21 protein-coding genes and 1 pseudogene are annotated in these 25,368 nt (G+C 67.4%); 13 read left to right on the forward strand and 9 right to left on the reverse strand.

Annotated features, from left to right (window positions below; translation table 11 throughout):
* Positions 1-119 precede the first annotated feature (119 nt).
* The gene (locus ABZY12_RS05110; protein ID WP_356887266.1) at positions 120-1,562 is read left to right on the forward strand and encodes a CCA tRNA nucleotidyltransferase; all 1,443 of its coding nucleotides are present in this window, start codon (positions 120-122) and stop codon (positions 1,560-1,562) included.
* Positions 1,563-1,637: 75 nt separating this feature from the next.
* Here the strand turns inward: ABZY12_RS05110 and ABZY12_RS05115 are convergent, their stop codons facing one another.
* The 3 genes from ABZY12_RS05115 to ABZY12_RS05125 form a co-directional block, all read right to left on the reverse strand.
* Positions 1,638-2,906 (reverse strand): MFS transporter, encoded by a 1,269-nt coding sequence (locus ABZY12_RS05115; RefSeq protein ID WP_356887268.1) that lies wholly within the window; start codon positions 2,904-2,906, stop codon positions 1,638-1,640.
* 73 nt (positions 2,907-2,979) lie between these two features.
* Entirely contained in the window at positions 2,980-4,062 is a 1,083-nt protein-coding gene (locus tag ABZY12_RS05120; RefSeq protein ID WP_356887270.1) for an inositol-3-phosphate synthase, read from the reverse strand.
* 49 nt (positions 4,063-4,111) lie between these two features.
* Positions 4,112-4,801 (reverse strand): helix-turn-helix transcriptional regulator, encoded by a 690-nt coding sequence (locus ABZY12_RS05125; RefSeq protein WP_356887272.1) that lies wholly within the window; start codon positions 4,799-4,801, stop codon positions 4,112-4,114.
* 368 nt (positions 4,802-5,169) lie between these two features.
* On the opposite strand from ABZY12_RS05125, the gene ABZY12_RS05130 reads away from it, so the two are divergent.
* Both ABZY12_RS05130 and ABZY12_RS05135 read left to right on the forward strand, forming a co-directional pair.
* The gene (locus ABZY12_RS05130; RefSeq protein WP_356887274.1) at positions 5,170-7,878 is read left to right on the forward strand and encodes a transglycosylase domain-containing protein; all 2,709 of its coding nucleotides are present in this window, start codon (positions 5,170-5,172) and stop codon (positions 7,876-7,878) included.
* A 119-nt stretch (positions 7,879-7,997) separates the two neighbouring features.
* A complete protein-coding gene (locus tag ABZY12_RS05135) occupies positions 7,998-9,491 on the forward strand; it encodes a glycosyltransferase 87 family protein (protein WP_356887276.1) in 1,494 nt (497 codons plus the stop codon).
* Positions 9,492-9,545: 54 nt separating this feature from the next.
* Here ABZY12_RS05135 and ABZY12_RS05140 read toward each other — a convergent pair whose 3' ends face one another.
* From ABZY12_RS05140 to ABZY12_RS05150, 3 genes are all read right to left on the reverse strand, one after another.
* On the reverse strand, positions 9,546-10,577 hold the full coding sequence (locus tag ABZY12_RS05140; protein ID WP_356887278.1) for an alanine racemase: 1,032 nt from the start codon (positions 10,575-10,577) through the stop codon (positions 9,546-9,548).
* Between the two features lie 97 nt (positions 10,578-10,674).
* On the reverse strand, positions 10,675-11,793 hold the full coding sequence (locus ABZY12_RS05145; protein ID WP_356887280.1) for a peptidoglycan bridge formation glycyltransferase FemA/FemB family protein: 1,119 nt from the start codon (positions 11,791-11,793) through the stop codon (positions 10,675-10,677).
* A gap of 112 nt (positions 11,794-11,905) precedes the next feature.
* Complete coding sequence (locus ABZY12_RS05150; protein ID WP_356887282.1) at positions 11,906-12,220, reverse strand: hypothetical protein; 315 nt, start codon at positions 12,218-12,220, stop codon at positions 11,906-11,908.
* Positions 12,221-12,505: 285 nt separating this feature from the next.
* Between ABZY12_RS05150 and rpsF the strand changes: the two genes are divergently transcribed.
* From rpsF to rplI, 4 genes are all read left to right on the forward strand, one after another.
* Positions 12,506-12,796 (forward strand): 30S ribosomal protein S6, encoded by a 291-nt coding sequence (rpsF, locus tag ABZY12_RS05155; RefSeq protein ID WP_004950685.1) that lies wholly within the window; start codon positions 12,506-12,508, stop codon positions 12,794-12,796.
* Positions 12,797-12,869: 73 nt separating this feature from the next.
* Positions 12,870-13,448, forward strand: coding sequence for a single-stranded DNA-binding protein (locus ABZY12_RS05160; protein WP_356887284.1), 579 nt, complete (start codon positions 12,870-12,872; stop codon positions 13,446-13,448).
* Positions 13,449-13,491: 43 nt separating this feature from the next.
* A complete protein-coding gene (gene rpsR / locus ABZY12_RS05165; RefSeq protein ID WP_005315025.1) occupies positions 13,492-13,728 on the forward strand; it encodes a 30S ribosomal protein S18 in 237 nt (78 codons plus the stop codon).
* Positions 13,729-13,746: 18 nt separating this feature from the next.
* A complete protein-coding gene (rplI, locus tag ABZY12_RS05170) occupies positions 13,747-14,193 on the forward strand; it encodes a 50S ribosomal protein L9 (protein ID WP_356887286.1) in 447 nt (148 codons plus the stop codon).
* A gap of 98 nt (positions 14,194-14,291) precedes the next feature.
* Here the strand turns inward: rplI and ABZY12_RS05175 are convergent, their stop codons facing one another.
* Positions 14,292-15,629 carry an MATE family efflux transporter gene (locus ABZY12_RS05175; protein ID WP_356887288.1) on the reverse strand — a complete coding sequence of 446 codons (1,338 nt, stop codon included), beginning with the start codon at positions 15,627-15,629 and terminating at the stop codon, positions 14,292-14,294.
* A gap of 425 nt (positions 15,630-16,054) precedes the next feature.
* Here ABZY12_RS05175 and dnaB point away from each other — a divergent pair, with 425 nt between their 5' ends.
* The 6 genes and pseudogenes from dnaB to ABZY12_RS05205 all read left to right on the forward strand — a co-directional run bounded on the left by dnaB (position 16,055) and on the right by ABZY12_RS05205 (position 24,341).
* Positions 16,055-17,542, forward strand: coding sequence for a replicative DNA helicase (gene dnaB / locus ABZY12_RS05180; protein WP_356887290.1), 1,488 nt, complete (start codon positions 16,055-16,057; stop codon positions 17,540-17,542).
* A gap of 199 nt (positions 17,543-17,741) precedes the next feature.
* Complete coding sequence (locus tag ABZY12_RS05185; protein WP_356887292.1) at positions 17,742-18,449, forward strand: TnsA-like heteromeric transposase endonuclease subunit; 708 nt, start codon at positions 17,742-17,744, stop codon at positions 18,447-18,449.
* Entirely contained in the window at positions 18,446-20,575 is a 2,130-nt protein-coding gene (locus ABZY12_RS05190) for a transposase (RefSeq protein WP_356887294.1), read from the forward strand. The genes ABZY12_RS05185 and ABZY12_RS05190 overlap by 4 nt, the downstream gene beginning before the upstream one ends.
* The gene (locus ABZY12_RS05195) at positions 20,572-21,690 is read left to right on the forward strand and encodes an AAA family ATPase (RefSeq protein WP_356887296.1); all 1,119 of its coding nucleotides are present in this window, start codon (positions 20,572-20,574) and stop codon (positions 21,688-21,690) included. The genes ABZY12_RS05190 and ABZY12_RS05195 overlap by 4 nt, the downstream gene beginning before the upstream one ends.
* Positions 21,687-22,079 (forward strand): annotated as a pseudogene (locus tag ABZY12_RS05200) (TniQ family protein); the annotation flags it as partial. The gene ABZY12_RS05195 and the pseudogene ABZY12_RS05200, both read left to right, overlap by 4 nt.
* Before the next feature lie 243 nt (positions 22,080-22,322).
* On the forward strand, positions 22,323-24,341 hold the full coding sequence (locus ABZY12_RS05205) for a LysR family transcriptional regulator (RefSeq protein WP_356887660.1): 2,019 nt from the start codon (positions 22,323-22,325) through the stop codon (positions 24,339-24,341).
* A gap of 12 nt (positions 24,342-24,353) precedes the next feature.
* Here the strand turns inward: ABZY12_RS05205 and ABZY12_RS05210 are convergent, their stop codons facing one another.
* Both ABZY12_RS05210 and ABZY12_RS05215 read right to left on the reverse strand, forming a co-directional pair.
* On the reverse strand, positions 24,354-24,743 hold the full coding sequence (locus ABZY12_RS05210) for a hypothetical protein (protein WP_093895167.1): 390 nt from the start codon (positions 24,741-24,743) through the stop codon (positions 24,354-24,356).
* An 8-nt stretch (positions 24,744-24,751) separates the two neighbouring features.
* A complete protein-coding gene (locus tag ABZY12_RS05215; protein WP_356887298.1) occupies positions 24,752-25,150 on the reverse strand; it encodes a hypothetical protein in 399 nt (132 codons plus the stop codon).
* Between the last annotated feature and the right edge of the window lie 218 nt (positions 25,151-25,368).

Raw genomic sequence — 25,368 nt, forward strand, 5'->3', positions numbered from 1 at the left:
GTAACGAGGCACGCTGTGACCAAGTGCCGGGGACTGCTCCAGCTGATCGGAGAGAAGCGATCGGGGCTGGAGGAAATCCAGGACGCTACCGGGGGCCGGGGCACGTACCCTTTTCTGTTGTGCCGAACGCCAACGAAGACACCCCGACTGCACTGAGCCAGGTGCAACGCCGCGCGGTCAGTGAACTGCTGCGTGTGTCCCCTGTCGCCGACGACCTCGCGCTCCGTTTCCAGGAGGCCGGGTTCAGCCTCGCGCTGGTCGGCGGCTCGGTACGGGATGCGTTGCTCGGCAGGCTGGGCAATGACCTCGACTTCACGACCGATGCCCGCCCGGAGGAGATCCTGAAGATCGTCCGTCCCTGGGCCGACGCGGTCTGGGAGGTCGGGATCGCCTTCGGAACGGTCGGCTGTCAGAAGAGTGGCTACCAGATCGAGGTGACGACGTACCGCTCGGAGGCGTACGACCGCACCTCGCGCAAGCCCGAGGTCTCCTACGGCCACTCCATCGAGCAGGACCTCGTCCGGCGTGATTTCACGGTCAACGCCATGGCCGTGGCCCTCCCGGCGAAGGACTTCATCGACCCGCACGGCGGGCTGGAGGACCTCTCCGAGCGGGTGCTGCGCACCCCGGGAACGCCGGAGGAGTCCTTCTCCGACGACCCCCTGCGCATGATGCGTGCGGCGCGGTTCGCCGCGCAGCTGGACTTCGAGGTGGCGCCCGAGGTCGTCACGGCGATGACCGAGATGGCCGGCCGGCTCGAGATCGTCTCCGCCGAACGCGTCCGTGACGAGCTCAACAAACTGCTGCTCTCCGCCCACCCCCGTAAGGGGCTCGGACTGCTCGTCGACACAGGCCTTGCCGATCATGTGCTGCCCGAGCTTCCGGCGCTGCGGCTGGAGAGTGACGAGCACCACCGCCACAAGGACGTCTACGAGCACTCCCTGACGGTTCTCGACCAGGCGATCGACCTGGAGGAGAACGGGCCGGACCTGGTGCTGCGTCTGGCGGCCCTGCTCCACGACATCGGCAAGCCGCGCACCCGGCGCTTCGAGAAGGACGGTCGCGTTTCCTTCCACCATCACGAGGTGGTCGGCGCGAAGATGACCAAGAAGCGCATGACCGCGCTCAAGTACTCCAACGACATGATCAAGGACGTCTCGCGCCTGGTGGAGCTGCATCTGCGCTTCCATGGCTACGGGACGGGCGAGTGGACCGACTCGGCAGTGCGTCGCTATGTACGGGATGCCGGTCCTCTGCTCTCGCGGCTCCACAAGCTGACGCGTTCCGACTGCACCACCCGGAACAAGAAGAAGGCCGGTGCCCTCTCTCGCGCCTACGACGGCCTGGAGGAACGCATCGCGCAGCTGCAGGAGCAGGAGGAGCTGGACGCCATCAGGCCCGACCTGGACGGCAATCAGATTCAGGAGCTGCTGGGTATCCATCCGGGCCCGGCTGTCGGTCAGGCCTACAAGTTCCTGTTGGAGCTGCGCCTGGAGAACGGGCCCATGGAGCACGAGGCGGCCGTTGCCGCCCTGAAGGAGTGGTGGGCGGCTCAGAGCTGAGGGAGGGCGGTCGATGTTTCACGTGAAACATCGACCGCACGAAAGACGCCGAGCGGTGATGTTTCACGTGAAACATCACCCCTCAGTCTGTCGGTAGCGCCGGCTCAGCAGCAGGGCGGCCGTCGTGGCATAGAGCACCGCGACCATGACCACGAGGGGAACGGACCGGCCGTCCGGCGGCAGCATCAGCGCGGCGACTCCGGCGGCGCCGACGAAGGCGACGTTGAACAGCACGTCGTAGAGCGAGAAGACGCGCCCCCGAAAACCGTCGTCCACCGACGTCTGGACCACTGTGTCCGTGGCGATCTTGGTTCCCTGGGTGATGAGTCCGAGTACGAAGGCGGCGACCAGAAGCGGGACCGGCTCGAAGGGTAGTCCCAGCGCCGGCTCCAGCAGCGCGGCTGACCCCGCGCAGACGGTCATCCAGCCGAAGGGGCCGAGCCGTCCGACCGCCCAAGGGGAGATGACCGCCGCCGCGAAGAAGCCCGCCCCCGAGATCGCGAGGGCCAGGCCGAGCAGGGCGAGTCCTTCCTGCTCCGTAGAGCTCCAGGCGTACCGGCAGAGCATCAGAACGGTCACCGTCAGTGCGCCGTAGCAGAAGCGCATCAGCGTCATGGCCGCCAGCGCATGGGCCGCCGGTCGCCGCTCGGAGAGATGCCGCAGCCCGCTCTTCAGGCCACGGGCCGTCGACGCCAGTGCGGCGGAAAGGCGTGACTGCACCAGCTCCGGCTCAGGCCCGAGAAGTTCGCGGGACATCCGCAGGGAGGCGAGGGCGGCGCAGAGGTAGAGGAAAGCGCCCAGCGTCACCACAGCGGCGTCCGAGTCGGCGGAGACGAAACGCACCGCGAAGGCCAGACCGCCACCCGCTGTCGCCGCCAGAGTGCCGGCCGTCGGTGAGAGCGAGTTGGCCACCACAAGCCGCTCGGCGTCGACGACTCTCGGCAGCGAGGCGGAGAGGCCCGCCAGGACGAAACGGTTGACAGCCGTCACCGAGAGGGCCGAGGCGTAGAAGAGCCAGTCCGGCACGGAGGCCAGCATGAGTACCGCCGTCATGCAGGCGAGTACCGTCCGCAGCAGATTCCCGTAGAGGAAGACCTGCCGTCGCTGCCAGCGGTCGAGAAGGACGCCGGCGAAGGGGCCGATGAGTGAGTACGGGAGCAGGAGCACGGCCATGGCCGAGGCGATGGCGACGGGGGAGGTCTGTTTCTCCGGGGAGAAGACGACGTACGTGGCCAGCGCCACCTGGTAGACCCCGTCGGCGCACTGGGAGAGCAGGCGGACGGCCAGCAGACGGCGGAAGTTCGTCAGGCGCAGGAGTACGCGCAGATCACGTACGACGGACATGGCAGCAAGACTCACATACGAAGAGGGCCCCCGGGCGCATGCCGGGGACCCTCGATCGTCGTGCGGGCGGTGCTTAGCGCTCGACCTCGCCCTTGATGAACTTCTCGACGTTGGCGTAAGCCTCGTCGTCGAAGTACTGAACCGGCGGGGACTTCATGAAGTACGAGGAGGCGGAGAGGATCGGGCCGCCGATGCCGCGGTCCTTGGCGATCTTCGCGGCGCGCAGGGCGTCGATGATGACACCCGCCGAGTTCGGGGAGTCCCACACCTCGAGCTTGTACTCCAGGTTCAGCGGAACGTCGCCGAAGGCACGGCCCTCGAGGCGGACGTACGCCCACTTGCGGTCGTCCAGCCAGGCCACGTAGTCCGACGGGCCGATGTGGACGTTCTTCTCGCCCAGCTCGCGGTCGGGGATCTGCGAGGTGACGGCCTGGGTCTTGGAGATCTTCTTGGACTCCAGGCGGTCGCGCTCCAGCATGTTCTTGAAGTCCATGTTGCCGCCGACGTTGAGCTGCATGGTGCGCTCAAGACGGACACCGCGGTCCTCGAACAGCTTCGCCATGACGCGGTGCGTGATGGTGGCGCCGACCTGCGACTTGATGTCGTCACCGACGATCGGGACGCCCGCCTCGGTGAACTTGTCCGCCCACTCCTTGGTGCCGGCGATGAAGACCGGAAGAGCGTTGACGAAGGCGACCTTGGCGTCGATGGCGCACTGGGCGTAGAACTTCGCCGCGTCCTCGGAGCCCACGGGCAGGTAGCAGACGAGGACGTCGACCTGCTTGTCCTTGAGGACCTGGACGACGTCGACCGGCTCCTCGGCGGACTCCTCGATGGTCATGCGGTAGTACTTGCCGAGACCGTCGAGGGTGTGGCCGCGCTGGACCGTGACGCCCTTGTTCGGAACGTCGCAGATCTTGATGGTGTTGTTCTCGCTGGCGCCGATGGCGTCGGAGAGGTCGAGGCCGACCTTCTTGGCGTCGACATCGAACGCGGCGACGAACTCGACGTCACCGACGTGGTAGTCGCCGAACTGGACGTGCATCAGGCCGGGCACCTTGGCCGCCGGGTCGGCGTCCTTGTAGTACTCGACGCCCTGCACCAGTGAGGCGGCGCAGTTGCCCACGCCGACGATGGCTACGCGAACCGAACCCATTTCCGGTTGCTCCCTGTGTGATCGTGGAAGCCCTGCATGTCGCAGGGCTTCACTTGGCGGTGTCGTCGGACGGATCCGGCCGGGTACTGCCCCCGTGCCGGGGCAGGCCGCCCGTTTCTCCAGAATCGTTGTCCTGCTGAGCGGCGCCCTCGGGGGCGTCGGGGCCGGATCGCTGATCCCGCCCCGCCCGCTCGCTCTCGATGAGCTCGTTCAGCCAGCGCACCTCGCGCTCCACGGACTCCATTCCGTGGCGCTGCAGCTCAAGGGTGTAGTCGTCGAGGCGCTCGCGCGTACGGGCCAGAGAGGCGCGCATCTTTTCCAGGCGCTCCTCCAGCCGACTGCGGCGGCCTTCCAGTACCCGCATCCGTACCTCGCGCTCGGTCTGCCCGAAGAAGGCGAAGCGGGCGGCGAAGTGCTCGTCCTCCCAGGTGTCCGGGCCGGTGTGGGAGAGGAGCTCCTCGAAGTGCTCCTTACCTTCCGCCGTCAACCGATAGACGATCTTGGCGCGGCGCCCTGCGAGTGACGCGGCGAGCGCGTCCTCGGGAGCACTGCCCGGTTCCTCGATCAACCAGCCGTTGGCGACCAGCGTCTTGAGGCAGGGGTAGAGGGTCCCATAGCTGAAGGCCCGGAAGATCCCCAGCGACGTATTGAGGCGCTTCCGCAGCTCATAGCCGTGCATGGGTGCCTCGCGGAGCAGGCCGAGGACGGCGAACTCAAGGATTCCTGAGCGCCTGCTCATTCGTCGCCTCCTCCGCCGCCGGGACTCTTATGCCGTACTGATGTATCGACTCGATACATCACGACGATAGAACGGCGACCCAGATGCGACAAGGGGGGCTGCAGTGACCGGCGTCACATCGACAATTCACAGCAATCGACTTGCCCTATTTGGGGTGAACTTCGGCCCTAGGAGGGTTTTGGCCGTGCGTAGTCTGTGCGGCATGCAGACCACCGGGAACCAAGCGACGCCGCAGGGCGTCAGTGCTGCGGGTGACCGGCTGCGGTACGGAGGGGCCTTCCATGGGGCTCGTCCGTGCGCATTTCGGGGGGACCGGAACTCAACTGCCGCTTCCAGGCGTACGCGCCTGCCCGAGGAGTAGTCGTTCGATGAGCGAGCACCGTCGCAAGATGCCGCAATCGCAGCCGCCGAGTGGCGGCCGCGCGGCGGCCCGACGCGCTGCCCAGCAGCCCATGGGCCGCAGGTCGGCCCAGGCGCGGGATGTCGATATGGGATCCCCTTCGTCCGGGTACGAGGAGGAGCGCCCCTACGGTGGACGGGCCGAGGCCCGTCGCGCCGCACAGAGAGGCGGCCGTCGGCGCGCCCCCGACGGCGGTGGTGCGGGCGGTCACGGGAGCGGCCGGCGTGGCGGTGGGGGCGGCGGCCACGAGAGTGGACCGGGCCGGGGCCGCGGGGGCAGGCCCCCGGGCAAGAAGAGGCTGATCGACTACCCGCGGTACGGCAAGTACGGCTGGCGCCGCTGGGTGCCCTCCTGGAAGCTCGTGACGGGGCTGTTCCTGGCGTTCATGGGCAGCCTGATGGGCGCGGCGACGATCGGCTACGCCGTGGTGGGCGTCCCCAACGAGGACCTGGCCGCCAAGGCGCAGAACAACGTCTACTACTGGGCTGACGGCAGCCAGATGGCCGCGACCGGTGGTGAGGTCAACCGCCAGATCATCGGCCTCGACCAGATCCCTGTGCACATGCAGAACGCGGTCATCTCGGCTGAGAACAAGACGTTCCGGGAGGACTCCGGCATCGACCCGATGGGCATCGGTCGCGCCGTGTGGAACATGGCCAAGGGCGGAGAGACCCAGGGTGGTTCGACCATCACCCAGCAGTACGTGAAGAACAATCTGCTGGCTGACCAGTCGCAGACCCTGAGCCGAAAGGTGAAGGAGCTCTTCATTTCCATAAAGGTCGGTACCGATATGGAGAAGCCCGAGATCATGGCGGGTTATCTGAACACTGCGTACTACGGACGCGGTGCCTACGGTATCCAGGCCGCGGCCCGTACGTACTTCGGCAAGGACGCCCGGCATCTCAACGTCAGCGAGTCCGCCTTCCTCGCCTCGTTGCTCAAGGGCGCGACCTACTACGATCCGGCGGGCTCGACGGAGATCGACCCGGCTGCGACGCCGCAGGCGAACCGCGACCGCGCTGAGAAGCGGTGGCGGTGGATCCTCGGCGAAATGGTCAACGACGGCCACCTCTCGCCCGAGGAGCGCGCGAAGTACCCGGACTTCCCCAAGGTCCAGCCGCCGAAGAAGAACGCGGCGCTGACCGGCCAGATCGGCTATCTGGTGAGCACGGCCAAGGCCAACTTCCTCAACAGCAACGATCGGGGGATCGACGAGAAGGATCTTTCCGAGGGCGGCTACGAGATCCACACGACCTTCGACAAGAAGAAGGTCAACGCGCTCGAAGAGTCCGTCAAGAAGATCTATAAGGAGTACATCGACCCAGAGAAGCGGCCGAAGACGGACACCCACGTCCAGTTCGGCGGCGCCTCGGTCGACCCCAAGACGGGCAAGATCGTCGCCATCTACGGCGGCGCCGACGCCACCAAGCACTTCACCAACAACGCCGACCAGACCGGTGCGCAGGTCGGATCGACCTTCAAGCCGTTCGTGCTGGCCGCGGCGATGGAGTACGGCGTACGGGACCCTCGGGATCCCAGCACCCGCAGGATCGTCGATCCTGACAAGAGCCGTTACTCCGGCAAGAACAAGCTGAAGATCAAGAACTACGACGGCACGATCTGGCGCGACCAGAACGGCAACGAGTGGGAACAGGTCAATGACGACGACGCCAGCTACGGCCCCATGAGCCTGCGTGAGGCCATGATCCGCTCGGCGAACTCGCCTTACGTCCAGCTGGGCATGGACATCGGCATCGACAAGGTCCGTGAGACGGCCGTCAAGGCCGGCCTGCGGGAGAGCTCCCTGGTGAAGGCCAACGTGCCGTCGTTCTCCCTCGGTATCTCCGACCCGAGCGCGATCCGTATGGCCGGCGCCTACGCCACCTTCGCGAACAACGGCGAGCGCAACGATCCGTACTCCGTCACCCAGGTCAAGAAGAAGGGGGAGGTCATCTACGAGCACAAGGCGAAGCCCGAGCGGGCCTTCTCCACGGCCATCGCGAGCAACGTCACCGACGTCCTGCGCGACGTGGTCGAGAACCCGAAGGGCACCGGCCGCAAGGCCGCCATCCCGGGCCGCGACGTGGCCGGCAAGACGGGTACCACCGACGGCAACAACTCCGCCTGGTTCGTGGGGTACACCCCGCAGCTCTCGACGGCGATCGACATGTACCGCTTCGACGACGACGAGAGCAACACCGCGCGCAAGTTCGAGTCCATGTTCGGCACCGGTGCCCAGCCCAAGATCCACGGTTCGTCGTTCCCCTCGCGGATCTGGAACGACTACATGACCGATGCCCTCCAGGGCATGGAGCCGGAGTCCTTCCCGGAGCCGGAGGAGCTGACCGACGCCGAGTCCGTCTGGGGCGGCGGCCTCACCAGCCCGACGCCGACGCCTTCGGTCACCCCGTCCCAGACCCCGTCGTCCACCCCCTCGTCGACACCGTCCTCCACGCCCAGCAAGACGCCGGACCCGGAGAAGACCTGTGACGTGTGGGACTGGCCGTGCAACACCGACGGCGGCCAGGACGGCGGCACCACCGAGGGCAACGAGAACGGCGGGACCACTGAGGGCGGCGCGACCGGTGGGACGCCCACGACACCCACGCCGACGGCCACCGACGACAATGGTGGCGCCGGCAGACCCAATGGGGGCACCGGCTGGCTCGGCGGCTGATCCGTCGCAGGTAGCGCCGACAGCATCCTGAGGGCCGCCGCACCCGATCCGTACCTTCGTACGCGTCGGGTGTGGCGGCCCTCGCCGTTTCCCCAGGTACGTACGGCAGGATGTCACCCATGCCGAGCCTCCAGAAGACGAGTCCGCAGCAGGACCGGTCGCGGGACCGGGCGGTGGTGTGTCCCACCCACCGGGACGAAGTGGCCGCGGCGGGCAGCGAACTGATCGGCGGGCCGGTCGGCCGCCGGGCCCTGCTCGGCACCAGCGCCCTCACGCCGGTGCGGGTGATCGCACTGGTGGCCATCGGGATGTTTGCGCTCGGCATGGTGCAGAAGATCCCGTGTTACGACTGGGCCTGGTTCCGCGGCTCCACCTCCCAGTACACCCACGCCTGCTACTCGGACATCCCGCATCTCTTCGTGGGCCGGGGCTTCGCCGAGGGCCTGGTCCCGTACTTCGACCGGCTGAGCGGCGACATAGAGTTCCTGGAGTATCCGGTTCTCACCGGGCTGTTCATGGAGGTCGCGGCCTGGCTGACGCCGGACGGCGGCGACATGATGCACCGCGAGCAGACGTACTGGATGATCAACTCGGCCATGCTGATGGTCTGCGCCGCCGTCATGGCGGTCTGTGTCGCCCGGACCCATCGTCGCCGGCCCTGGGACGGCCTGCTCGTCGCCCTGGCGCCCGCGTTCGCGCTCACCGCCACCATCAACTGGGATCTGCTGGCCGTGGCCCTGACGGCCGTCGCCGTCCTGATGTGGTCACGCGGCCGGCCTCTCGCGTTCGGCATCCTCATCGGCCTGGCCACGGCGGCGAAGCTGTACCCGGTCTTCCTGCTCGGCGCGCTGCTGCTGCTCTGCTGCCGGGCCGGTAAATGGCGGGAGTTCAGCGCCTCCCTGCTCGGCGCGGCCGGCGCCTGGCTCGTGGTGAACCTGCCGGTGATGCTGCTCGCGCCCGAGGGGTGGAAGCAGTTCTACACCTTCAGCAGCGAACGGAACATCGACTTCGGTTCCCTGTGGCTGCTGGTCAGCCAGCGCACCGGTGAGCCGATCCCGCCGGAGACGGCCAACGTCTTCGCGGCGGTGCTGATGCTGCTGGCGTGTGCCGGTATCGCCGTCCTGGCGCTCACGGCTCCCCGTCGGCCCCGCTTCGCGCAGCTCGCCTTCCTGGTCGTGGCCGCGTTCGTCCTGGTCAACAAGGTCTACTCGCCGCAGTACGTCCTGTGGCTCATCCCCCTCGCCGCGCTGGCCAGGCCGCGCTGGCGCGACTTCCTGATCTGGCAGGCGTGCGAGGTCATGTACTTCCTGGGCATCTGGATGTACCTGGCCTTCACCACCAGCGGCAACAAGCAGGGCCTGCCGACGGACGGCTACCACTTCGCCGTCATCCTGCATCTGCTCGGCACGCTGTTCCTGTGCGCGGTCGTCGTCCGCGACATCCTGGCGCCCGAGCGGGACGTCGTGCGGCAGGACGGCTCCGACGATCCCTCCGGGGGCGTCCTGGACGGCGCGGAGGACGTCTTCGTCATGGGCAGGGCGGCCCACCCGGCCCGGCACGCGGCGTCGGCCGTGGAGGGACCGCGGGTGGAGTGGGGCGCGGTCCGGGGGTAGCCGCCCCCGGGGGCGGGCCCCGGGGGCTCAGCGCGTTCTCAGAGCCTCAGAGCCTCAGCGCTCGACGAGTCGGTCGAACTGGGTCGTCGTGTGCCGCAGATGGGCCACCAGCTCGTCACCGACCTTCGGCTCCTGGGCGTCGGACGGGACGAACAGGATCGAGACCTGCATGTGCGGCGGCTCGGCGAACCAGCGCTGCTTGCCGGCCCAGACGAACGGCGAAAGGTTCCGGTTCACGGTCGCCAGGCCGGCGCGGGCCACGCCCTTCGCGCGCGGCATCACGCCGTGCATCGCCTTGGGAGCCTCCAGACCCACCCCGTGCGACGTGCCTCCGGCGACGACCACCAGCCAGCCGTCCGAGGCGGCCTTCTGCTGGCGGTAGCCGAACCGGTCGCCCTTGGCCACGCGGGTGACGTCGAGGACTGAGCCGCGGTACTCGGTCGCCTCGTGGTCGCCCAGCCACAGCCGCGTGCCGATCCGGGCCCTGAACCGGGTCTGCGGGAACTGCTGCTGAAGCCGCGTCTGCTCCTCGGCCCGCAGATGGCTCACGAACATGGTGTGCAGGGGCAGCCGGGCGGCCCGCAGCCGGTCCATCCAGCCGATGACCTCCTCCACCGCGTCCGTGCCGTCCGTGCGGTCCAGGGGAAGGTGCAGGGCGAAACCTTCGAGCCGTACGTCCTCGATGGCGGCGTGCAGCTTGCCGAGGTCCTCCTCGCGAACGCCGTGGCGCTTCATCGAGCTCATGCACTCGATGACGACCCGGGCGCCCACCAGGGCGTGCACACCGTCGACGGAGGACACGGAGCGGATCACCCGGTCCGGCAGGGGCACCGGCTCCTCGCCCCGCCGGAAGGGGGTGAGGACCAGCAGATCGCCGCCGAACCAGTCCTTGATCCTCGCCGCCTCGTACGTGGTGCCGACGGCGAGCATGTCCGAGCCGAACCGGGCGGCCTCGTCGGCCAGCCGCTCATGGCCGAAACCGTAGCCATTGCCCTTGCAGACCGGGACCAGTCCGGGGAACTGATCGATCACGGTCTTCTGGTGCGCCCGCCAGCGAGCGGTGTCGACGTAGAGGGAGAGCGCCATGGCCGGCCCGGAACCTTTCTGGTGGCTGCGGTGTATCAGAGGTATGTACGACACCGACGAGATTACGTACGAGACTACGCAACCGTCGGCACGGGCGTCAGCGGCGCGACATGTAGATGTCGAGCGCCTTGTGCAGGAGCTTGTTGAGCGGGAAGTCCCACTCGCCGACGTACTCCACGGCCTCGCCGCCCGTGCCCACCTTGAACTGGATCAGGCCGAAGAGGTGGTCGGTCTCGTCGAGCGAGTCCGAGATGCCGCGCAGGTCGTAGACGGTCGCGCCCATCGCGTAGGCGTCGCGCAGCATCCGCCACTGCATCGCGTTCGAGGGCCTGACCTCACGGCCGATGTTGTCGGAGGCTCCGTAGGAGTACCAGACGTGTCCGCCGACCACGAGCATGGTGGCGGCGGAGAGGTTCACCCCGTCGTGGCGCGCGAAGTACAGCCGCATGCGGTTGGGGTCCTCGTTGTTGAGGACGGTCCACATGCGCTGGAAGTAGGAGAGCGGACGCGGCCGGAAGTGGTCACGGACCGCGGTGATCTCGTACAGGCGCTGCCACTCGGCCAGGTCCTCGTAGCCGCCCTGGACGACCTCGACACCGGCCTTCTCGGCCTTCTTGATGTTGCGGCGCCAGAGCTGGTTGAAGCCCTTGAGGACATCGTCCAGCGAGCGGTTGGCGAGCGGCACCTGGAACACGTAGCGGGGCTGCACGTCGCCGAAGCCGGCGCCGCCGTCCTCGCCCTGCTGCCAGCCCATCTTCCGCAGCCGGTCGGCTACTTCGAAGGCGCGCGGCTCGACGTGGGTGGCCTCGACGTCCTTCAGGCGCTTCACGTCCGGGTCCTGGATGCCGGACTTGATGGCGGCCGAGTCCCACCGTCGGATGACGACGGGCGGGCCCATCTTCACGGAGAAGGCGCCCTGCTGCTTGAGATGCGCGAGCATCGGCTGCAGCCAGTCGTCGAGGTTGGGGGCGTACCAGTTGATGACCGGGCCCTCGGGCAGGTACGCGAGGTACCGCTTGATCTTGGGGAGCTGGCGGTAGAGCACCAGACCCGCGCCGACGAGCTCGCCGGCCTTGTCGAACCAACCCAGGTTCTCCGAGCGCCACTCGGTCTTCACATCAGCCCATGCCGGAACCTGGCAGTGGCTCGCCGAGGGCTGGCTCTGGATGAATGCCAGATGCTGCTCACGGCTGATGGTCCGAAGGGTCAGGCTCATGCGGGGCGCTCCTCGGCAGGTGTGTCCCCATCGGTACAGGGGCTCCGGCTCTCGCGCCGAAGCCTACTGCGGCCGGGGAGTGCCCCGATTGGTGTGGTCGTCCGCCCGGTGGTCAGCCCAGGACACCGCCGAAGAGACCGCCGTGGGCCATGCCGAGGAAGAAGCCCACGCCCGCGGCGCCGAGCCCGACGATCAGCGCGAAGCGTTCCCTCGTCGTGACGGAGATGAATTGTCCGTACGCGCCCGTGATGATCCCGATCAGCCCTGCCCAGGAGCTGAGCAGGTGCAGGTCATGGAACATCGCGGTGACGAAGGCCAGTGCGCCCAGTACGAGCGTCACTCCGACCAGGGTGTCCTGGAGCGGGTGCGGCTTGCCGTCGGTGGCGAGAAGGGAATGTCCGGGGTCGGGTCGCATTGCCTGTGCCATGGGGCACCTCCTGGCGTGGCTGCCGGAAGGCGGCGCATCCGTGGCGCCGCCGACATCCGTTGTGTACAGATTGCGTCCCCCCATCACCGGATTTCAACCGGAAGCCGGTGTGCGGGTACTCTGTACGGTCTGCGCCGGTGTCTGCCCAGGCCCATCCAGGGTCCGACAGCACTCCTCACTCGCTGAGGGGGATTGTCAGTGGTGGCCGATACCGTCGCTTACGCATCACGACCCTCCTGCCACGGAACGACCGTGGCCGCTGAGTCCAAAGGAGGTGGGTTCCACATGCGTCACTACGAGGTGATGGTCATCCTCGACCCCGATCTCGAGGAGCGCGCTGTCTCCCCGCTGATCGAGAACTTCCTTTCCGTCGTCCGTGAGGGCAACGGAAAGGTCGAGAAGGTCGACACCTGGGGCCGTCGTCGTCTCGCCTACGAGATCAAGAAGAAGCCCGAGGGCATCTACTCGGTCATCGACCTGCAGGCCGAGCCTGCGGTCGTCAAGGAGCTCGACCGACAGATGAACCTGAACGAGTCGGTCCTCCGGACCAAGGTCCTCCGTCCCGAGACCCACTGAGCATTTAGCTCAGAGGTCATCGGGTTCGAGTAGCAGTAAGCAGCCAGAAGCAATCCCGCCGAGAGGTTCATCCATGGCAGGCGAGACCGTCATCACGGTCGTCGGCAATCTTGTCGACGACCCCGAGCTGCGCTTCACCCCGTCCGGTGCGGCGGTCGCGAAGTTCCGTATCGCGTCCACTCCCCGCACCTTCGACCGTCAGACCAACGAGTGGAAGGACGGCGAGAGCCTCTTCCTCACCTGCTCGGTCTGGCGTCAGGCGGCGGAGAACGTCGCCGAGTCGCTCCAGCGAGGCATGCGCGTGGTCGTGCAGGGCCGGCTGAAGCAGCGGTCCTATGAGGACCGTGAGGGCGTCAAGCGCACGGTCTACGAGCTGGACGTCGAGGAAGTCGGCCCCAGCCTCAAGAACGCCACGGCCAAGGTCACCAAGACCACCGGTCGTGGTGGACAGGGTGGCTACGGCGGGGGTCAGCAGCAGGGCGGCGGCGACTGGGGCGGGAGCTCCGGTGGTGGCCAGCAGGGTGGTGGCGGTGCTCCCGCCAGCGACCCGTGGGCGACCAGCGCGCCGGCCGGCGGCCAGCAGCAGGGCGGCGGAGGCGGCTGGGGTGGAAACTCCAGCGGCGGCGGCTACTCGGACGAGCCTCCCTTCTAGGGCAGCTCGTACCCCCACTTCTTGATCACACAGGAGAAACACCATGGCGAAGCCGCCTGTGCGCAAGCCTAAGAAGAAGGTCTGCGCGTTCTGCAAGGACAAGACCGCATACGTGGACTACAAGGACACGAACATGCTGCGGAAGTTCATTTCCGACCGCGGCAAGATCCGTGCCCGCCGCGTGACCGGCAACTGCACGCAGCACCAGCGTGACGTCGCCACGGCCGTCAAGAACAGCCGTGAGATGGCGCTGCTGCCCTACACGTCCACCGCGCGATAAGGGAAGGGTGACCGAAAAATGAAGATCATCCTCACCCACGAGGTCTCTGGCCTCGGTGCCGCCGGCGATGTCGTCGACGTCAAGGACGGTTACGCTCGCAACTACCTGGTCCCGCGTGGTTTCGCGATCCGCTGGACCAAGGGTGGCGAGAAGGACGTGGCGCAGATCCGCCGCGCCCGCAAGATCCACGAGATCGCGACCATCGAGCAGGCCAACGAGGTCAAGGCCCAGCTCGAGGGCGTGAAGGTGCGTCTGGCCGTTCGCTCCGGCGACGCCGGCCGCCTCTTCGGCTCCGTGACCCCGGCCGACATCGCCACGGCGATCAAGTCCGCGGGTGGCCCCGACGTCGACAAGCGTCGCGTCGAGCTCGGCTCGCCGATCAAGACCCTGGGCTCGCACCAGGTGTCCGTGCGTCTGCACCCCGAGGTTGCCGCGAAGCTCGGCGTCGAGGTCGTCGCCGCGTAACGCTGCTTCTCAGCAGTACGGAAGGGCCGCACCTCAGGGTGCGGCCCTTCCGCCGTTTCACGTGAAACATCGCGCTTTGCGTGAAACGCGCCGATGGTTCAGCGGGTGGCGCCTGTGACGATCCAGCGGCCGGATCGGGAGCGCAGCCAGAGCGTCAGCAACCGGACCGTCATCATCAGCGTCATCGCGCACCAGAGCGCGGTCAGCCCGCCGCCGAGTACGGGGACGAGGAGCGCGACCGGAGCGAATACCGCGAGGGTCAGCAGCATGGCCCAGGCCAGGTAGGGGCCGTCGCCCGCGCCCATCAGGACGCCGTCGAGGACGAACACCACTCCCGCGATCGGCTGGGAGAGCGCGACGACCAGCAAGGCCGGCAGCAGGGTGTTCTGGACGGTGGTGTCACTGGTGAAGAGCGGGATGAACAGGGGGCGCGAGACCACGATGAGCGCCCCGAGGACCAGGCCGGAGACGACACCCCACTGGACCATGCGGCGGCAGACCTGTCGGGCGCCGTCGGGGTCCTCGGCGCCGAGATAGCGGCCGATGATGGCTTGACCGGCGATGGCGATGGCGTCGAGCGCGAAGGCCATCAGGCTCCACAGGGACAGGATGATCTGGTGGGCGGCCACATCTGCGTCGCCGAGCCGGGCCGCGACGACGGTGGCGATCATCAGTACCGCGCGCAGGGAGAGCGTACGGACGAGGAGGGGGACGCCCGCCTGGGCGCTGGAGCGGATGCCCGCGGCGTCCGGGCGCAGGGAGGCGCCGTGGCGTCGGGCGCCCCGGACGACCACGACGAGGTAGGCGGCGGCCATGCCGCACTGGGCGATCACGGTGCCCCAGGCGGATCCGGCGATGCCCATGTCGGCCCCGTAGACCAGGCCGACGTTCAGCAGGGCGTTGGCCGCGAAGCCGGCGATGGCCACATACAGCGGGGTGCGGGTGTCCTGGAGTCCTCGTAGGACTCCGGTGGCGGCCAGGACGACCAGCATCGCCGGGATGCCGAGGATGGAGATGCGGAGATAGGTGACCGCGTAGGGGGACGCGGTGTCGGAGGCCCCGAAGATGTCGACCAGCCAAGGGGCGGTCGGGAGCGCCACGGCGACGACGGCCGCGCCCAGCAGGAGTGCGAGCCAGATGCCGTCCATGCCCTGGCGGATCGCCGCCTGGCGGTCACCGGCCCCGACCCGGCGGGCGACGGCTGCCGTGGTGGCGTAGGCGAGGAAGACGAAGACGCTCACCGCGGTGGACAGCAGGGCCGCCGCGATGGCGAGACCGGCGAGCTGGGGGGTGCCGAGGTGGCCGACAATGGCGCTGTCGACCATGAGGAAGAGCGGCTCGGCAACGAGCGCGCCGAAGGCCGGGAGGGCGAGCGAGATGATCTCTCGGTCGTGCCGTCGTCGGGCGGCCTTGGTCGTCGAGGGGGCCTGGGTCATGCGCTCCAATCTAATCTTCCACAGGTAAGAGACGCAATGCATCTGTGGCCCTTACGGACAGGGGGTTCAGGGCTTCGGGTGTGCGCCGTTTGTTCTGATCTTGGTCGGCTGAGAAAAGTTTTTCTCCCCCACAGCCCGTGGATGGAAAAAGACCAGGTCAGAGCGGCGCCTCGGGGGTGGTTATGAGTTTGTCCACATGACTGTCCCCCGGTCCGTGCACAGGTTCCGGGGAGTTCTCCACAGCATCTCGTCGTTCACCCACAGGCCCTGTGGATAACCAGATTGGCTGACGCTGCCGACGGGCCTACCGTGGTCCGGCGCACGACGCGCCAGAAGCGGAGTCAAAGCCTCTTGTTTGTCCGAGCCGTGGCGTACGACAGAGTGGCACGGCTAGGTCCGCGGAGCGGACGGGAGGAGGTGGCTTGGTGAGCATTCCCGAGCCCTTGGACGACCCCTGGGCCGACACCGGACCCAGCGACCGGTTGCCCGTCGCCCGTCCTCGCGGCGAAGGGCGCGGGCGCGGACGAGGCCGTGAGGACCAGCATGACCGCGGTAGTGACAGTGGTCCCTGGGACAGTGGTCTCTCGGGGTTCGAGCGGGTTCCCCCGCAGGACCTCGATGCGGAGCAGTCCGTCCTCGGCGGCATGCTGCTGTCCAAGGACGCCATCGCGGACGTCGTGGAGATCATCAAGGGCCATGACTTCTACAAGCCGGCCCACGAGACGGTGTACGCGGCGATCCTCGACCTGTACGCCAAGGGTGAGCCGGCCGACCCGATCACCGTAGGAGCGGAGCTCACCAAGCGGGGCGAGATCACCCGCGTGGGTGGTGCCTCGTATCTGCACACCCTCGTCCAGTCGGTGCCGACCGCGGCGAACGCCGCGTACTACGCCGAGATCGTTCATGAGCGGGCCGTGCTGCGGCGCCTCGTGGAGGCCGGCACCAAGATCACGCAGATGGGATACGCCGCCGACGGCGACGTCGACGAGATCGTGAACTCGGCCCAGGCCGAGATCTACGCGGTCACCGAGCAGCGCACCACCGAGGACTATCTGCCGCTCGGCGACATCATGGAGGGCGCGCTCGACGAGATCGAGGCGATCGGCTCCCGCAGCGGCGAGATGACGGGCGTTCCCACCGGATTCACCGATCTCGACCAGCTCACCAACGGACTGCACCCCGGGCAGATGATCATCATCGCGGCCCGCCCCGCCATGGGTAAGTCGACCCTCGCTCTCGATTTCGCCCGGGCCTGTTCCATCAAGCACAACCTGCCCAGCGTGATCTTCTCCCTCGAAATGGGGCGCAACGAGATCGCGATGCGTCTGCTCTCGGCGGAGGCCCGGGTCGCGCTGCACCACATGCGCTCCGGCACCATGACCGACGAGGACTGGACCCGGCTGGCCCGCCGGATGCCGGACGTCTCGCAGGCCCCGCTGTACATCGACGACTCCCCGAACCTGTCGATGATGGAGATCCGCGCCAAGTGCCGACGGCTCAAGCAGCGCGCCGGCCTCAAGCTCGTCGTCATCGACTATCTGCAGCTCATGCAGTCGGGCGGCTCCAAGCGGGCCGAGAGCCGTCAGCAGGAAGTCTCGGACATGTCGCGAAACCTCAAGCTCCTGGCCAAGGAGCTGGAGCTGCCGGTGATCGCGCTCTCGCAGCTGAACCGTGGCCCCGAGCAGCGCACGGACAAGAAGCCGATGGTCTCCGACCTCCGTGAGTCCGGCTCCATCGAGCAGGACGCGGACATGGTGATCCTGCTCCACCGCGAGGACGCGTACGAGAAGGAGTCACCGCGCGCCGGCGAGGCGGACATCATCGTCGGCAAGCACCGTAACGGCCCGACGGCGACGATCACGGTCGCCTTCCAGGGCCACTACTCGCGCTTCGTGGACATGGCCCAGACCTGATCGCCAGCCGTGTAGGGTCTCAAATTTCGTGTCGGAATCTCACGTTCGATGTCGGATGGAAGTCGGATCCGACACCGAGCTGAGATTCGCAGGTCGCTGCCGTACCTCATTCGAGTGAAAGCGTTGCTGGTGTGCTCCCGTCGGCGTGTTGGGCGGGAGCATCGTGCTGCCAGGGGGCAACTCCAACTCGGGAGTGGGGATGGAAGCGACGGTCAGCTTTCGTGGGCACGGTGGCGGGGTGGAAGAGTGTTCCTGGGCCTCTGTGGCACCGGCGTTGCTGCAGATGGCTAGTCCGTGGCGGACGTTTCGCTGGTACAGGGACCAGAAGCACTACTCGGGCACCTACTGGTCGGCGACGATGCGCGACCACGTGATCTACGAGTCACGACTTGAGCTGTCGCGTCTGCTCTTCGCCGATTTTGATCCGTCCGTACGCGCCATCGTGGCCCAGCCCTTTCTGCTGCAGACGGTGCTGGAAAGGAAGGTGCGTCGGCACATCCCGGACTATCTCCTGCTCACCAGGCAGGGGCCGGTAGTTGTCGACGTCAAGCCGCTGCAGCGGTTGTCCAAGCCGGAGGTGGCGTTCACCTTCGACTGGACCCGAAGGGCGGTGGAATCGCGGGGCTGGAAGTACGAGGTCTGGAGTGAGCCTCCGGCCGCAGAGCTGGAGAACATCCGGTTCCTCGCGGGTTACCGCAGGGATTGGCTGTTCAACCCCGAGATTTTGGAAGCGCTGCGGGAGGCAGATCTCGACGGGCTCCTTCTGGGGCAGGTCATGGGGTGTCTGCCAGATCATCCAGAACCTCAAGTCCGTTCCGCTATGAACCATTTGCTCTGGACACAGGCTTTTCTAATCGATCTCGATCGGCCCCTCGGTCCTTCGCACATCCTGCGGAGGCCAGCGTGAGCAGGGCGGCGACTCGAGTCGGAGTTGGTACGCGCTTCCGCTACGACGGGGAATCCGTCGAGGTGGTGGAGATGGCCGCGACCACGGCGGGCAACGAAGTAGTTCTGAAGGATAGCCACGGGCGGCTTCTGCGGCTGTCGCTTAAGGAACTGCTTTTCTCTGACCGTGCCGTGATCAGTCCTGATGGCCCGGGACCGTCTGCGGATGACGAAGGCGAGATCGCCTCCGTGGTCCTAGGGCAGCTCGATGTGGAGGAGAGACAGAAGGTCCTGGAGCGAGCTGGGCACGTTCGCGAGGTGCTGACCGGTTACCGCTCCGGCAGCGGGGAGTTGGCGGCCGGCGACGAGCCGAAGGCCGCCTACGCCACGACAGTGCCAATGGAAGCGAGGAAGGCAGCGAAGGCGGCGGAACTTGGCGTGACGACCCGCACCATTGAGCGCTGGGTCGCTGGGTTTCTCCAGCATGGTGAGGCCGGGCTTGCACTGAGGAGGACGCAGTCAGAACGGTCAAGGATCTCGGTCGATGACCGGTGGGTGGAGACCGCGGTGGAGGTGATGGTCGAGCACGCTGACCAGTCGCGGCCGTCGCGGACGATGGTGATCGATCGGACCCGAGCTCGGGTGATCGCGCGGTTCGGCGAGGGGGTGGTGCCGCAACCGAGTCGGGCGACGGCGTTTCGGCTGCTGGAGGAGCTGGAGCGACGCCATCCACTGTTCCGGCTGAGTACGAAGCGCAACCGGGATATCGCCGGTCGGCCGGAAGGTCCGTACGGGAAGCTGCGGCCGACGCGGCCGGGCGAGTATCTGCTGATGGACTCCACGCGCCTGGACGTCTTCGCGTTCGACCCGCTGACCCTGAAGTGGGTGCAGGCCGAGTTGAGTGTCGGGATGGACTGGTACTCCCGCTGCATCACGGGAATCCGGCTCACGCCGGTCTCGACGAAGGCAGTGGATGTCAGCGCGGTGCTGTTCCAGTCGTTTCGGCCGAGGCCGGCGGGGCGGGACTGGCCGCGGCACGCGGTCTGGCCCGAGCACGGCATCCCTCGCACCGTCCTGGTCGATGTCGAAGGTGCCACCGGGCCGGGCCTGGCCTCGCCGCCTCTGGTTCCCGAGACGCTGGTCGTCGACCACGGAAAGGTCTACGTCTCGGAGCATCTGACCAGCGTCTGCCGACGGATGGGCATCTCCATCCAGCCGGCCCGGCTGCGGACGGGCCGCGACAAGGGGCCGGTCGAGCGCTACTTCCGGACCCTTCGGGAAGGGCTGCTGCAGGTGCTGCCCGGCTACAAGGGGCCCGATATCCACTCGCGGGGCGAGAGCCCGGAGGACGACGCGTTCTTCTTCCTCGACGAGCTTGAGGCGATCATCCGGGAGTGGACCGCGGCGGTCTATCACTGCCGGCCGCATTCCAGTCTGGTCGATCCGGGTCTGCCGGGTCTGTGGATGTCCCCGGCGAAGATGTTCGAGCACGGCATGGCGCGGGCGGGTTACATCGAAGCGCCCCGCGACCGGGACCTGGCTTACGAGTTCCTGCAGACGAAGTGGCGCACGGTCCAGCACTACGGGGTCGAGATCGGCCGGCGCCGTTACAGCGGCCCCGGCCTGCCTGAGCCGGGAGTCCGTAGCCCCTACGACAGTCCGGTCAAGAACGGCTGGCCTTTCCAGGTGGACCCCGACGACATCACCCGGATCTACTTCCGCGATCCGGCTACTCGGGCCTGGCGCACGCTGGTCTGGGAGCACGCGCCGTCGGCTGAGATGCCGCTGAGCGAGGATGCGTTGACGTTCGCCCGGCAGCTGGCGGCCTCGAAGTATCGCTTTCCCGACGACCGGCTTGCCGTCGCTGATTTGTTGGAGCGGTGGAATCTCGGGCTGGGCACCACGATCGCCGAGCGGCGCATGGCCCTGCGGCTCTCGCGCGAGCAGGCCGCCATCGAGCTTCCGGAGAGTGAGGCGGAGACGGTCGTCTCGCTTCCGTCCGTACGCAAGGCCCTCGGCCAGGACGAGCAGACCGCGGAATTGCGGGAGCCCGACGTGGTGACGGAGACCGGGGATGACGACGAGGCTGATCTGGAGGACCTCGCCGGGGAGGACGACTTCTACGCCGATGCCCTGGAGGACGTGTGAACGACGGCAGCGTTCCGCAGCCGGGCAGTCTTGCCTTGTCGCGGAAGGAGGACTTCAAGGCGTTCGCAGAGAGCCCTCGCCGCAGCCGGCCCGACCTGCTGAGCCGAAAACAGCTGAAGTCCCTTCCCACACAGGCGCGAGCAGACTACGACCGTCAGCGGCGGCAGTGGCACGCGAACATCGGCCCGGTCAAGACGCCGCAACTGACAGAGCTCCATGAAGACCTGTGGGACATCGTCGACAGCAACGAGCAGGACGGCGACAAGGCCAAAGGGGCAGTGGCCGTCGACGCGTTCCCGGGGCTGGGCAAGACGACCTCGGTGCTGGCCTTCGCCCGCGACTTCCACCAGCGGGAGATCGAGGAGTCTGGAGCGTTCACCAGCCAGGGGCACGAGCGGATCCCCGTCTGCCGGGTCGGGCTGACCGGGAACACTGGAATGAAGGATCTCAACCGGGCCATGCTGGAGTTCTTCGGCCACCCCGGACAGACGCGGGGGACCACCGCCCAGTTCGGACGGCGGGTGCTGGACTGCGTGCTGTCCTGTGATGTCCGCCTGGTGGTTCTGGACGATCTGCACTTTTTGAAATGGGGACAGAAGAGCGGCATCGAGGTGAGCAACCACCTGAAGTGGATCGCCAACGAGTTTCCGGTGACGTTGCTGATGGTGGGGGTCGAGCTCGCGAAGAAGGGCCTGTTCGGCGAGGGAACGAACGGGCGCGACACCGCTCTGGCCCAGACCGGCCGCCGCACCACCCGCCTCGGGCTGCGGCCGTTCACCATCGATACGGAGGCCGGGCGCCGGGAATGGCGGCAGATGCTGCTGGCCCTCGAACAGCGCGTCGTCCTCACCGACAAGCACCCCGGCATGCTCGCGGACGACCTGTCGGACTACCTCTTCGCCCGCAGCACCGGACACATCGGCTCGCTGATGACGCTGATCAACCGCAGCTGCCAGCGGGCGGTTCGCACCGGCGCCGAACGCCTTGACCAGGAGCTCATGGACCGAGTGAAGAACGACGAGGCATCCGAGGCTGCCCGCCTCGAACTGCAGGCTGCCCTGGAGAAAAAACGGCTGACCAGCCGTCCGCGGGCCCGGAGCCGACGACCCGCATGACAACGCCGGCCCGCACCCTGCCGATCCGGCTGCCTCCACTGCCCGGCGAGGCCCTGGACTCATGGCTGGAGGCGACGGCCAGACGGATGGACACCGCACTCGGTGATGTCCTGCTGCACTTCGGCTTCCCGGTCCGACACCGAGCAGGAAACCAGTTCAGGGGCATCCCGGCAGACTGGACGATCGTCCTCGACGAACAGCAGACCAATGCTGTCGCGCACGCCACCGGGACGTCCCCGGAGACAGTCGCTGCCCTGACCCTGGCGCACTACGACGGACGGGCCCTCCACATGAGTGCTGGAGGCCGGGCCGTGTCACGGCACGTCCTTTGGGGCCGCGGAGGGGGATCCCGGTTCTGCCCGGAGTGCCTTCTTGCCAGTGATGGGCGATGGCAATTGTCCTGGAGGCTCGGTTTCTCCTTCGCCTGCACCCAGCACCGCAGACTGCTGGCGGACTGCTGCCCGCACTGCGGGAGGGTGCCGCGGCAGCGGCCCCGTTCCGGCCGGTCCGTCCCCCGGCCTGAACTCTGTGGCAATCCACCGACCCGCCCCACCCGCCCGTTTTCGGCTGGCTGCGGCACCGATCTGACCCGCGCTTCGACGCTTCTCCTGCCTCCTGGCCATCCGGTTCTCATGGCTCAGGACCGAATGATGGAGATCATCGACGGGGCAACAACAGCTTTCGGCCCCTACTGGACCTCTCCCCAGCCGGCATCGGCGGTGCTGGCGGACATCCGTGCCCTGGGCATACGCGTCCTGAGCGACCTGCCCGCAGCTGTCCTACGGGAACAGATCCCGGCTGACATCGCAGAAGCTCACCTCAGCACCGATGCGGTCTCCCCGCACACCGGAAAGGCCATGGAACGTCCGGGGTTCATGGCCCCGCCCCGAGCCGCGGACACGGCCGTCGCAGTCACCATGGCCCTGAGCATCCTGGAGCAACCAGGAATCCACCCGGCCGGCGAGGCCCTGCGGAGCCTGCTGGAAGCAGTACGCGAGGAACTCACGCAGATCTCGGCGACCAGCATCGACAGCTGGGGCAGGGGCATCAGCCCGGTGCTGCAGTCCGTGCACCTGGCGGCCCTCGCCCCTTCCCTCCGCCCCAGCGAATACGTCCGCTACCGCATCATGACCGAGACCCCCCGCCGACCGACCCGGACCACTCGGGACATCGAGCAGCGAGCCAGGAAGATCCCCACGATGTTCTGGCCGCCCTGGACGATCCGCCTCGCACCACCTGAGGGAATCCATGCGCGGGCTCTGGCTCCCGTTCTCGCCGCCCTGCTACTGATTCCCGACAGCCGCACATCCCTGGACCAAGCAGCCGGGCTGATCGGTGACGCCATCGACGGCACGGAGGTCTCACGCCTCCTCCAGGAAGTCGACGACCTTCCGCAATGGCCGGACATCGCCACTGCTCTGGACCGGCTCGCGGACTACCTCGATGCCAACAGCACCCCCATCGACTACGGCCGACGCCGACTCCTCGACTACACCGGCCTGCTTCCTCATGACCGCTGGCTGGAGATCTGCCGCCACACCGGAACACCACCGGGAACCGGACGGCGCGAACGCATCGCACGCAGCCAGCTCTTCCAACGTCTCAGCGGCCTGCCCGCCGAGTCTGCCCCCGACGACCTGGGCGGTCCCGACAGCGCAGAGTTCCGGGCGACGTCCCTGCGGTTCACTGCGCTTCAGACCCCTGAACTCGCGCACGCCCTCCAGCAGGAAGCCCTCAACTTCCTGGCCTCACATCACATCCACGACGAGCCCATGACCTGGCAGCCGCCCGCCACCCTGCTGGCAGGGCTCTCCCTTCCCGGCCCCGATCCGGCACACGTCGACCTACCCCGCCTGCACCAGCTTGTCCGCGAACGCCAGCACCCTGTTCAGCACGCCGCCCAGGTTCTGGGCACGACCGTCGAAGCCATCCGACATGTCCTCGACGAACATCCAGCCCCTGCACCCCCGCTGACGAAGAGCACCGCCAGGGCCGCCGGCCGCATCCGGCAGCAGGCCCGGCAAGCCATTCCGGCAGAGCGCTTCACCCGGCTCTACCTTGACGAACACCGGTCCCTCCAGCAGATCGCCACCCTCACCGGCTTCTCCCGCAGAGTGCTGACCGACCTTGCCAAGGAGTACGGCATCCCGCTCCGCGAGGGCCCCAAGGACTACAAGCGCCGCGGCACCGTCGAACGGGCCTGGCTCATCGAGCAGTACGTCCACCGCCGCCGGACCCTGCCGGACCTCGCCCGAGAAGCTGGCATGAGCACCGCGAACATGGCCCGCTGGGCCAAGACCCACAACGTTCCGCTGCGACCACGCGGAGGATCCAGTCACAGCCAGGTACTTCGGGCAATCGACCAGGCCAGCCGAGCACCAAGCATCCTCCGGCCGGCACTCGGCGGCCAGGGGGCCAGCGAACGGTTGAGCCGATTCGCGGCTGCATCTGACTACCCCAGCCTCGGTGCCGCAGCGAGCGGCCTCGGCCTCAACACGTTCACCCTCGTCGCACAGATCAACCGGATCGAACGAGAACTCGGTGGACCACTCCTGGTCCGGGCCGAACGCGGTAGGCCCATGACGCTCACTCCCCTGGGGAAGAAGGTGCTCAAGGCCATTCGAAAGATGCAGGACAACACGATGCCCTGAGACGTGGCATGATCATTCCGGGTCGGCAATGCGCCGAAACACCCCGTCGAACTCGCCTGATGCCACCAGCCCGGCAATCACGCGCACCATGCTGCCGATGCCGGGATTCCGCACGATCAGCCCGTCCGCGCAGAAGAAGCACTGCCCGGAGACCGCCTCTCCGCTCGCCTCCCAGCTCCGCATGAGCCGATCCACCTCGGCGAGGGTGAAGATCGTGGAACTCCAGCGCGACCCGTCGGCAAGATGAACCTCGGCATCGACGTTGCAGACCTCTTCGATCGCCTCGTCCGGTTCCACGAGGAAGAGCACCTGGAAGCCGGCGGCCCGAACCCGGTAGTAGGGAGCCTCCCAGTCGGCATCAGAAGCCCGACCCTCGGACGCCGGGCCCGCCTGTTGCGGCATCGACGCCGTCACTGAAGTTCCTCACCCGGCGGTATGAGGGCGTCGGCGCTGTCGGCGTCCTCCACATGCCCCTGAGCATCGACTGTGATGGCAGTCGCCCGGCCCTGCGAAGTGATCAACCAGGCCAGCACCTGCTCCGTGAGAGGTGATCCACCCGGCCCTTCATCCGTCCAGTGTGCCCGCCATCCCCCACCGGGTATCGCGGCGACCACCTGATCGGCCCGCTCCAAGTGGGAGAAGTCCACGTAGTCCGTGACCTGGCGCAGTGCCCCTCGTTGCGGGTCGACCACCAAGGCTGTCCCGGTTGCGGGATCCCATCCCTCCACGCGCACCATGCGACCGATCTCGGTCTCAGTGCCATTGAAGATGGCGGTCCATCCGGTCTGATTGAAGTATCGGAGTTGCATGGCGTCATGATCCCGGAGGTCCGGCGACCTGCTCGACCTCCGTGTCGTGGAAGCCGTGGTGATCAAGAAACCGGCAGGCCGGTGATACTGATGTCAAAAGACCCGACGGACTATGGAAGCGGACCCAGGCATTCCTGTAGGGCTCACGGAGCTTGTGGCCGACCGGCGGGCAGCCGGGCCAGCGTTGCTGCCACAGATCCGTCAGAAGCACCCGCACA

It is taken from the genome of Streptomyces sp. NPDC006551, from assembly GCF_040611675.1.
Lineage (GTDB): Bacteria > Actinomycetota > Actinomycetes > Streptomycetales > Streptomycetaceae > Streptomyces.

Coding starts and splice junctions, on each gene's coding strand:
- ABZY12_RS05125 (WP_356887272.1), bottom strand. CDS start 4,801: ATGAGCAGGCGCTCAGGAATCCTTGAGTTCGCCGTCCTCGGCCTGCTC.
- rpsR (WP_005315025.1), top strand. CDS start 13,492: ATGGCGAAGCCGCCTGTGCGCAAGCCTAAGAAGAAGGTCTGCGCGTTC.
- rplI (WP_356887286.1), top strand. CDS start 13,747: ATGAAGATCATCCTCACCCACGAGGTCTCTGGCCTCGGTGCCGCCGGC.
- ABZY12_RS05210 (WP_093895167.1), bottom strand. CDS start 24,743: ATGCCGCAACAGGCGGGCCCGGCGTCCGAGGGTCGGGCTTCTGATGCC.
- ABZY12_RS05120 (WP_356887270.1), bottom strand. CDS start 4,062: ATGGGTTCGGTTCGCGTAGCCATCGTCGGCGTGGGCAACTGCGCCGCC.
- ABZY12_RS05150 (WP_356887282.1), bottom strand. CDS start 12,220: ATGGCACAGGCAATGCGACCCGACCCCGGACATTCCCTTCTCGCCACC.
- rpsF (WP_004950685.1), top strand. CDS start 12,506: ATGCGTCACTACGAGGTGATGGTCATCCTCGACCCCGATCTCGAGGAG.
- ABZY12_RS05145 (WP_356887280.1), bottom strand. CDS start 11,793: ATGAGCCTGACCCTTCGGACCATCAGCCGTGAGCAGCATCTGGCATTC.
- ABZY12_RS05115 (WP_356887268.1), bottom strand. CDS start 2,906: ATGTCCGTCGTACGTGATCTGCGCGTACTCCTGCGCCTGACGAACTTC.
- ABZY12_RS05140 (WP_356887278.1), bottom strand. CDS start 10,577: ATGGCGCTCTCCCTCTACGTCGACACCGCTCGCTGGCGGGCGCACCAG.
- ABZY12_RS05135 (WP_356887276.1), top strand. CDS start 7,998: ATGCCGAGCCTCCAGAAGACGAGTCCGCAGCAGGACCGGTCGCGGGAC.
- ABZY12_RS05130 (WP_356887274.1), top strand. CDS start 5,170: ATGAGCGAGCACCGTCGCAAGATGCCGCAATCGCAGCCGCCGAGTGGC.
- ABZY12_RS05215 (WP_356887298.1), bottom strand. CDS start 25,150: ATGCAACTCCGATACTTCAATCAGACCGGATGGACCGCCATCTTCAAT.
- ABZY12_RS05160 (WP_356887284.1), top strand. CDS start 12,870: ATGGCAGGCGAGACCGTCATCACGGTCGTCGGCAATCTTGTCGACGAC.
- ABZY12_RS05205 (WP_356887660.1), top strand. CDS start 22,323: ATGGCTCAGGACCGAATGATGGAGATCATCGACGGGGCAACAACAGCT.
- ABZY12_RS05185 (WP_356887292.1), top strand. CDS start 17,742: ATGGAAGCGACGGTCAGCTTTCGTGGGCACGGTGGCGGGGTGGAAGAG.
- ABZY12_RS05175 (WP_356887288.1), bottom strand. CDS start 15,629: ATGACCCAGGCCCCCTCGACGACCAAGGCCGCCCGACGACGGCACGAC.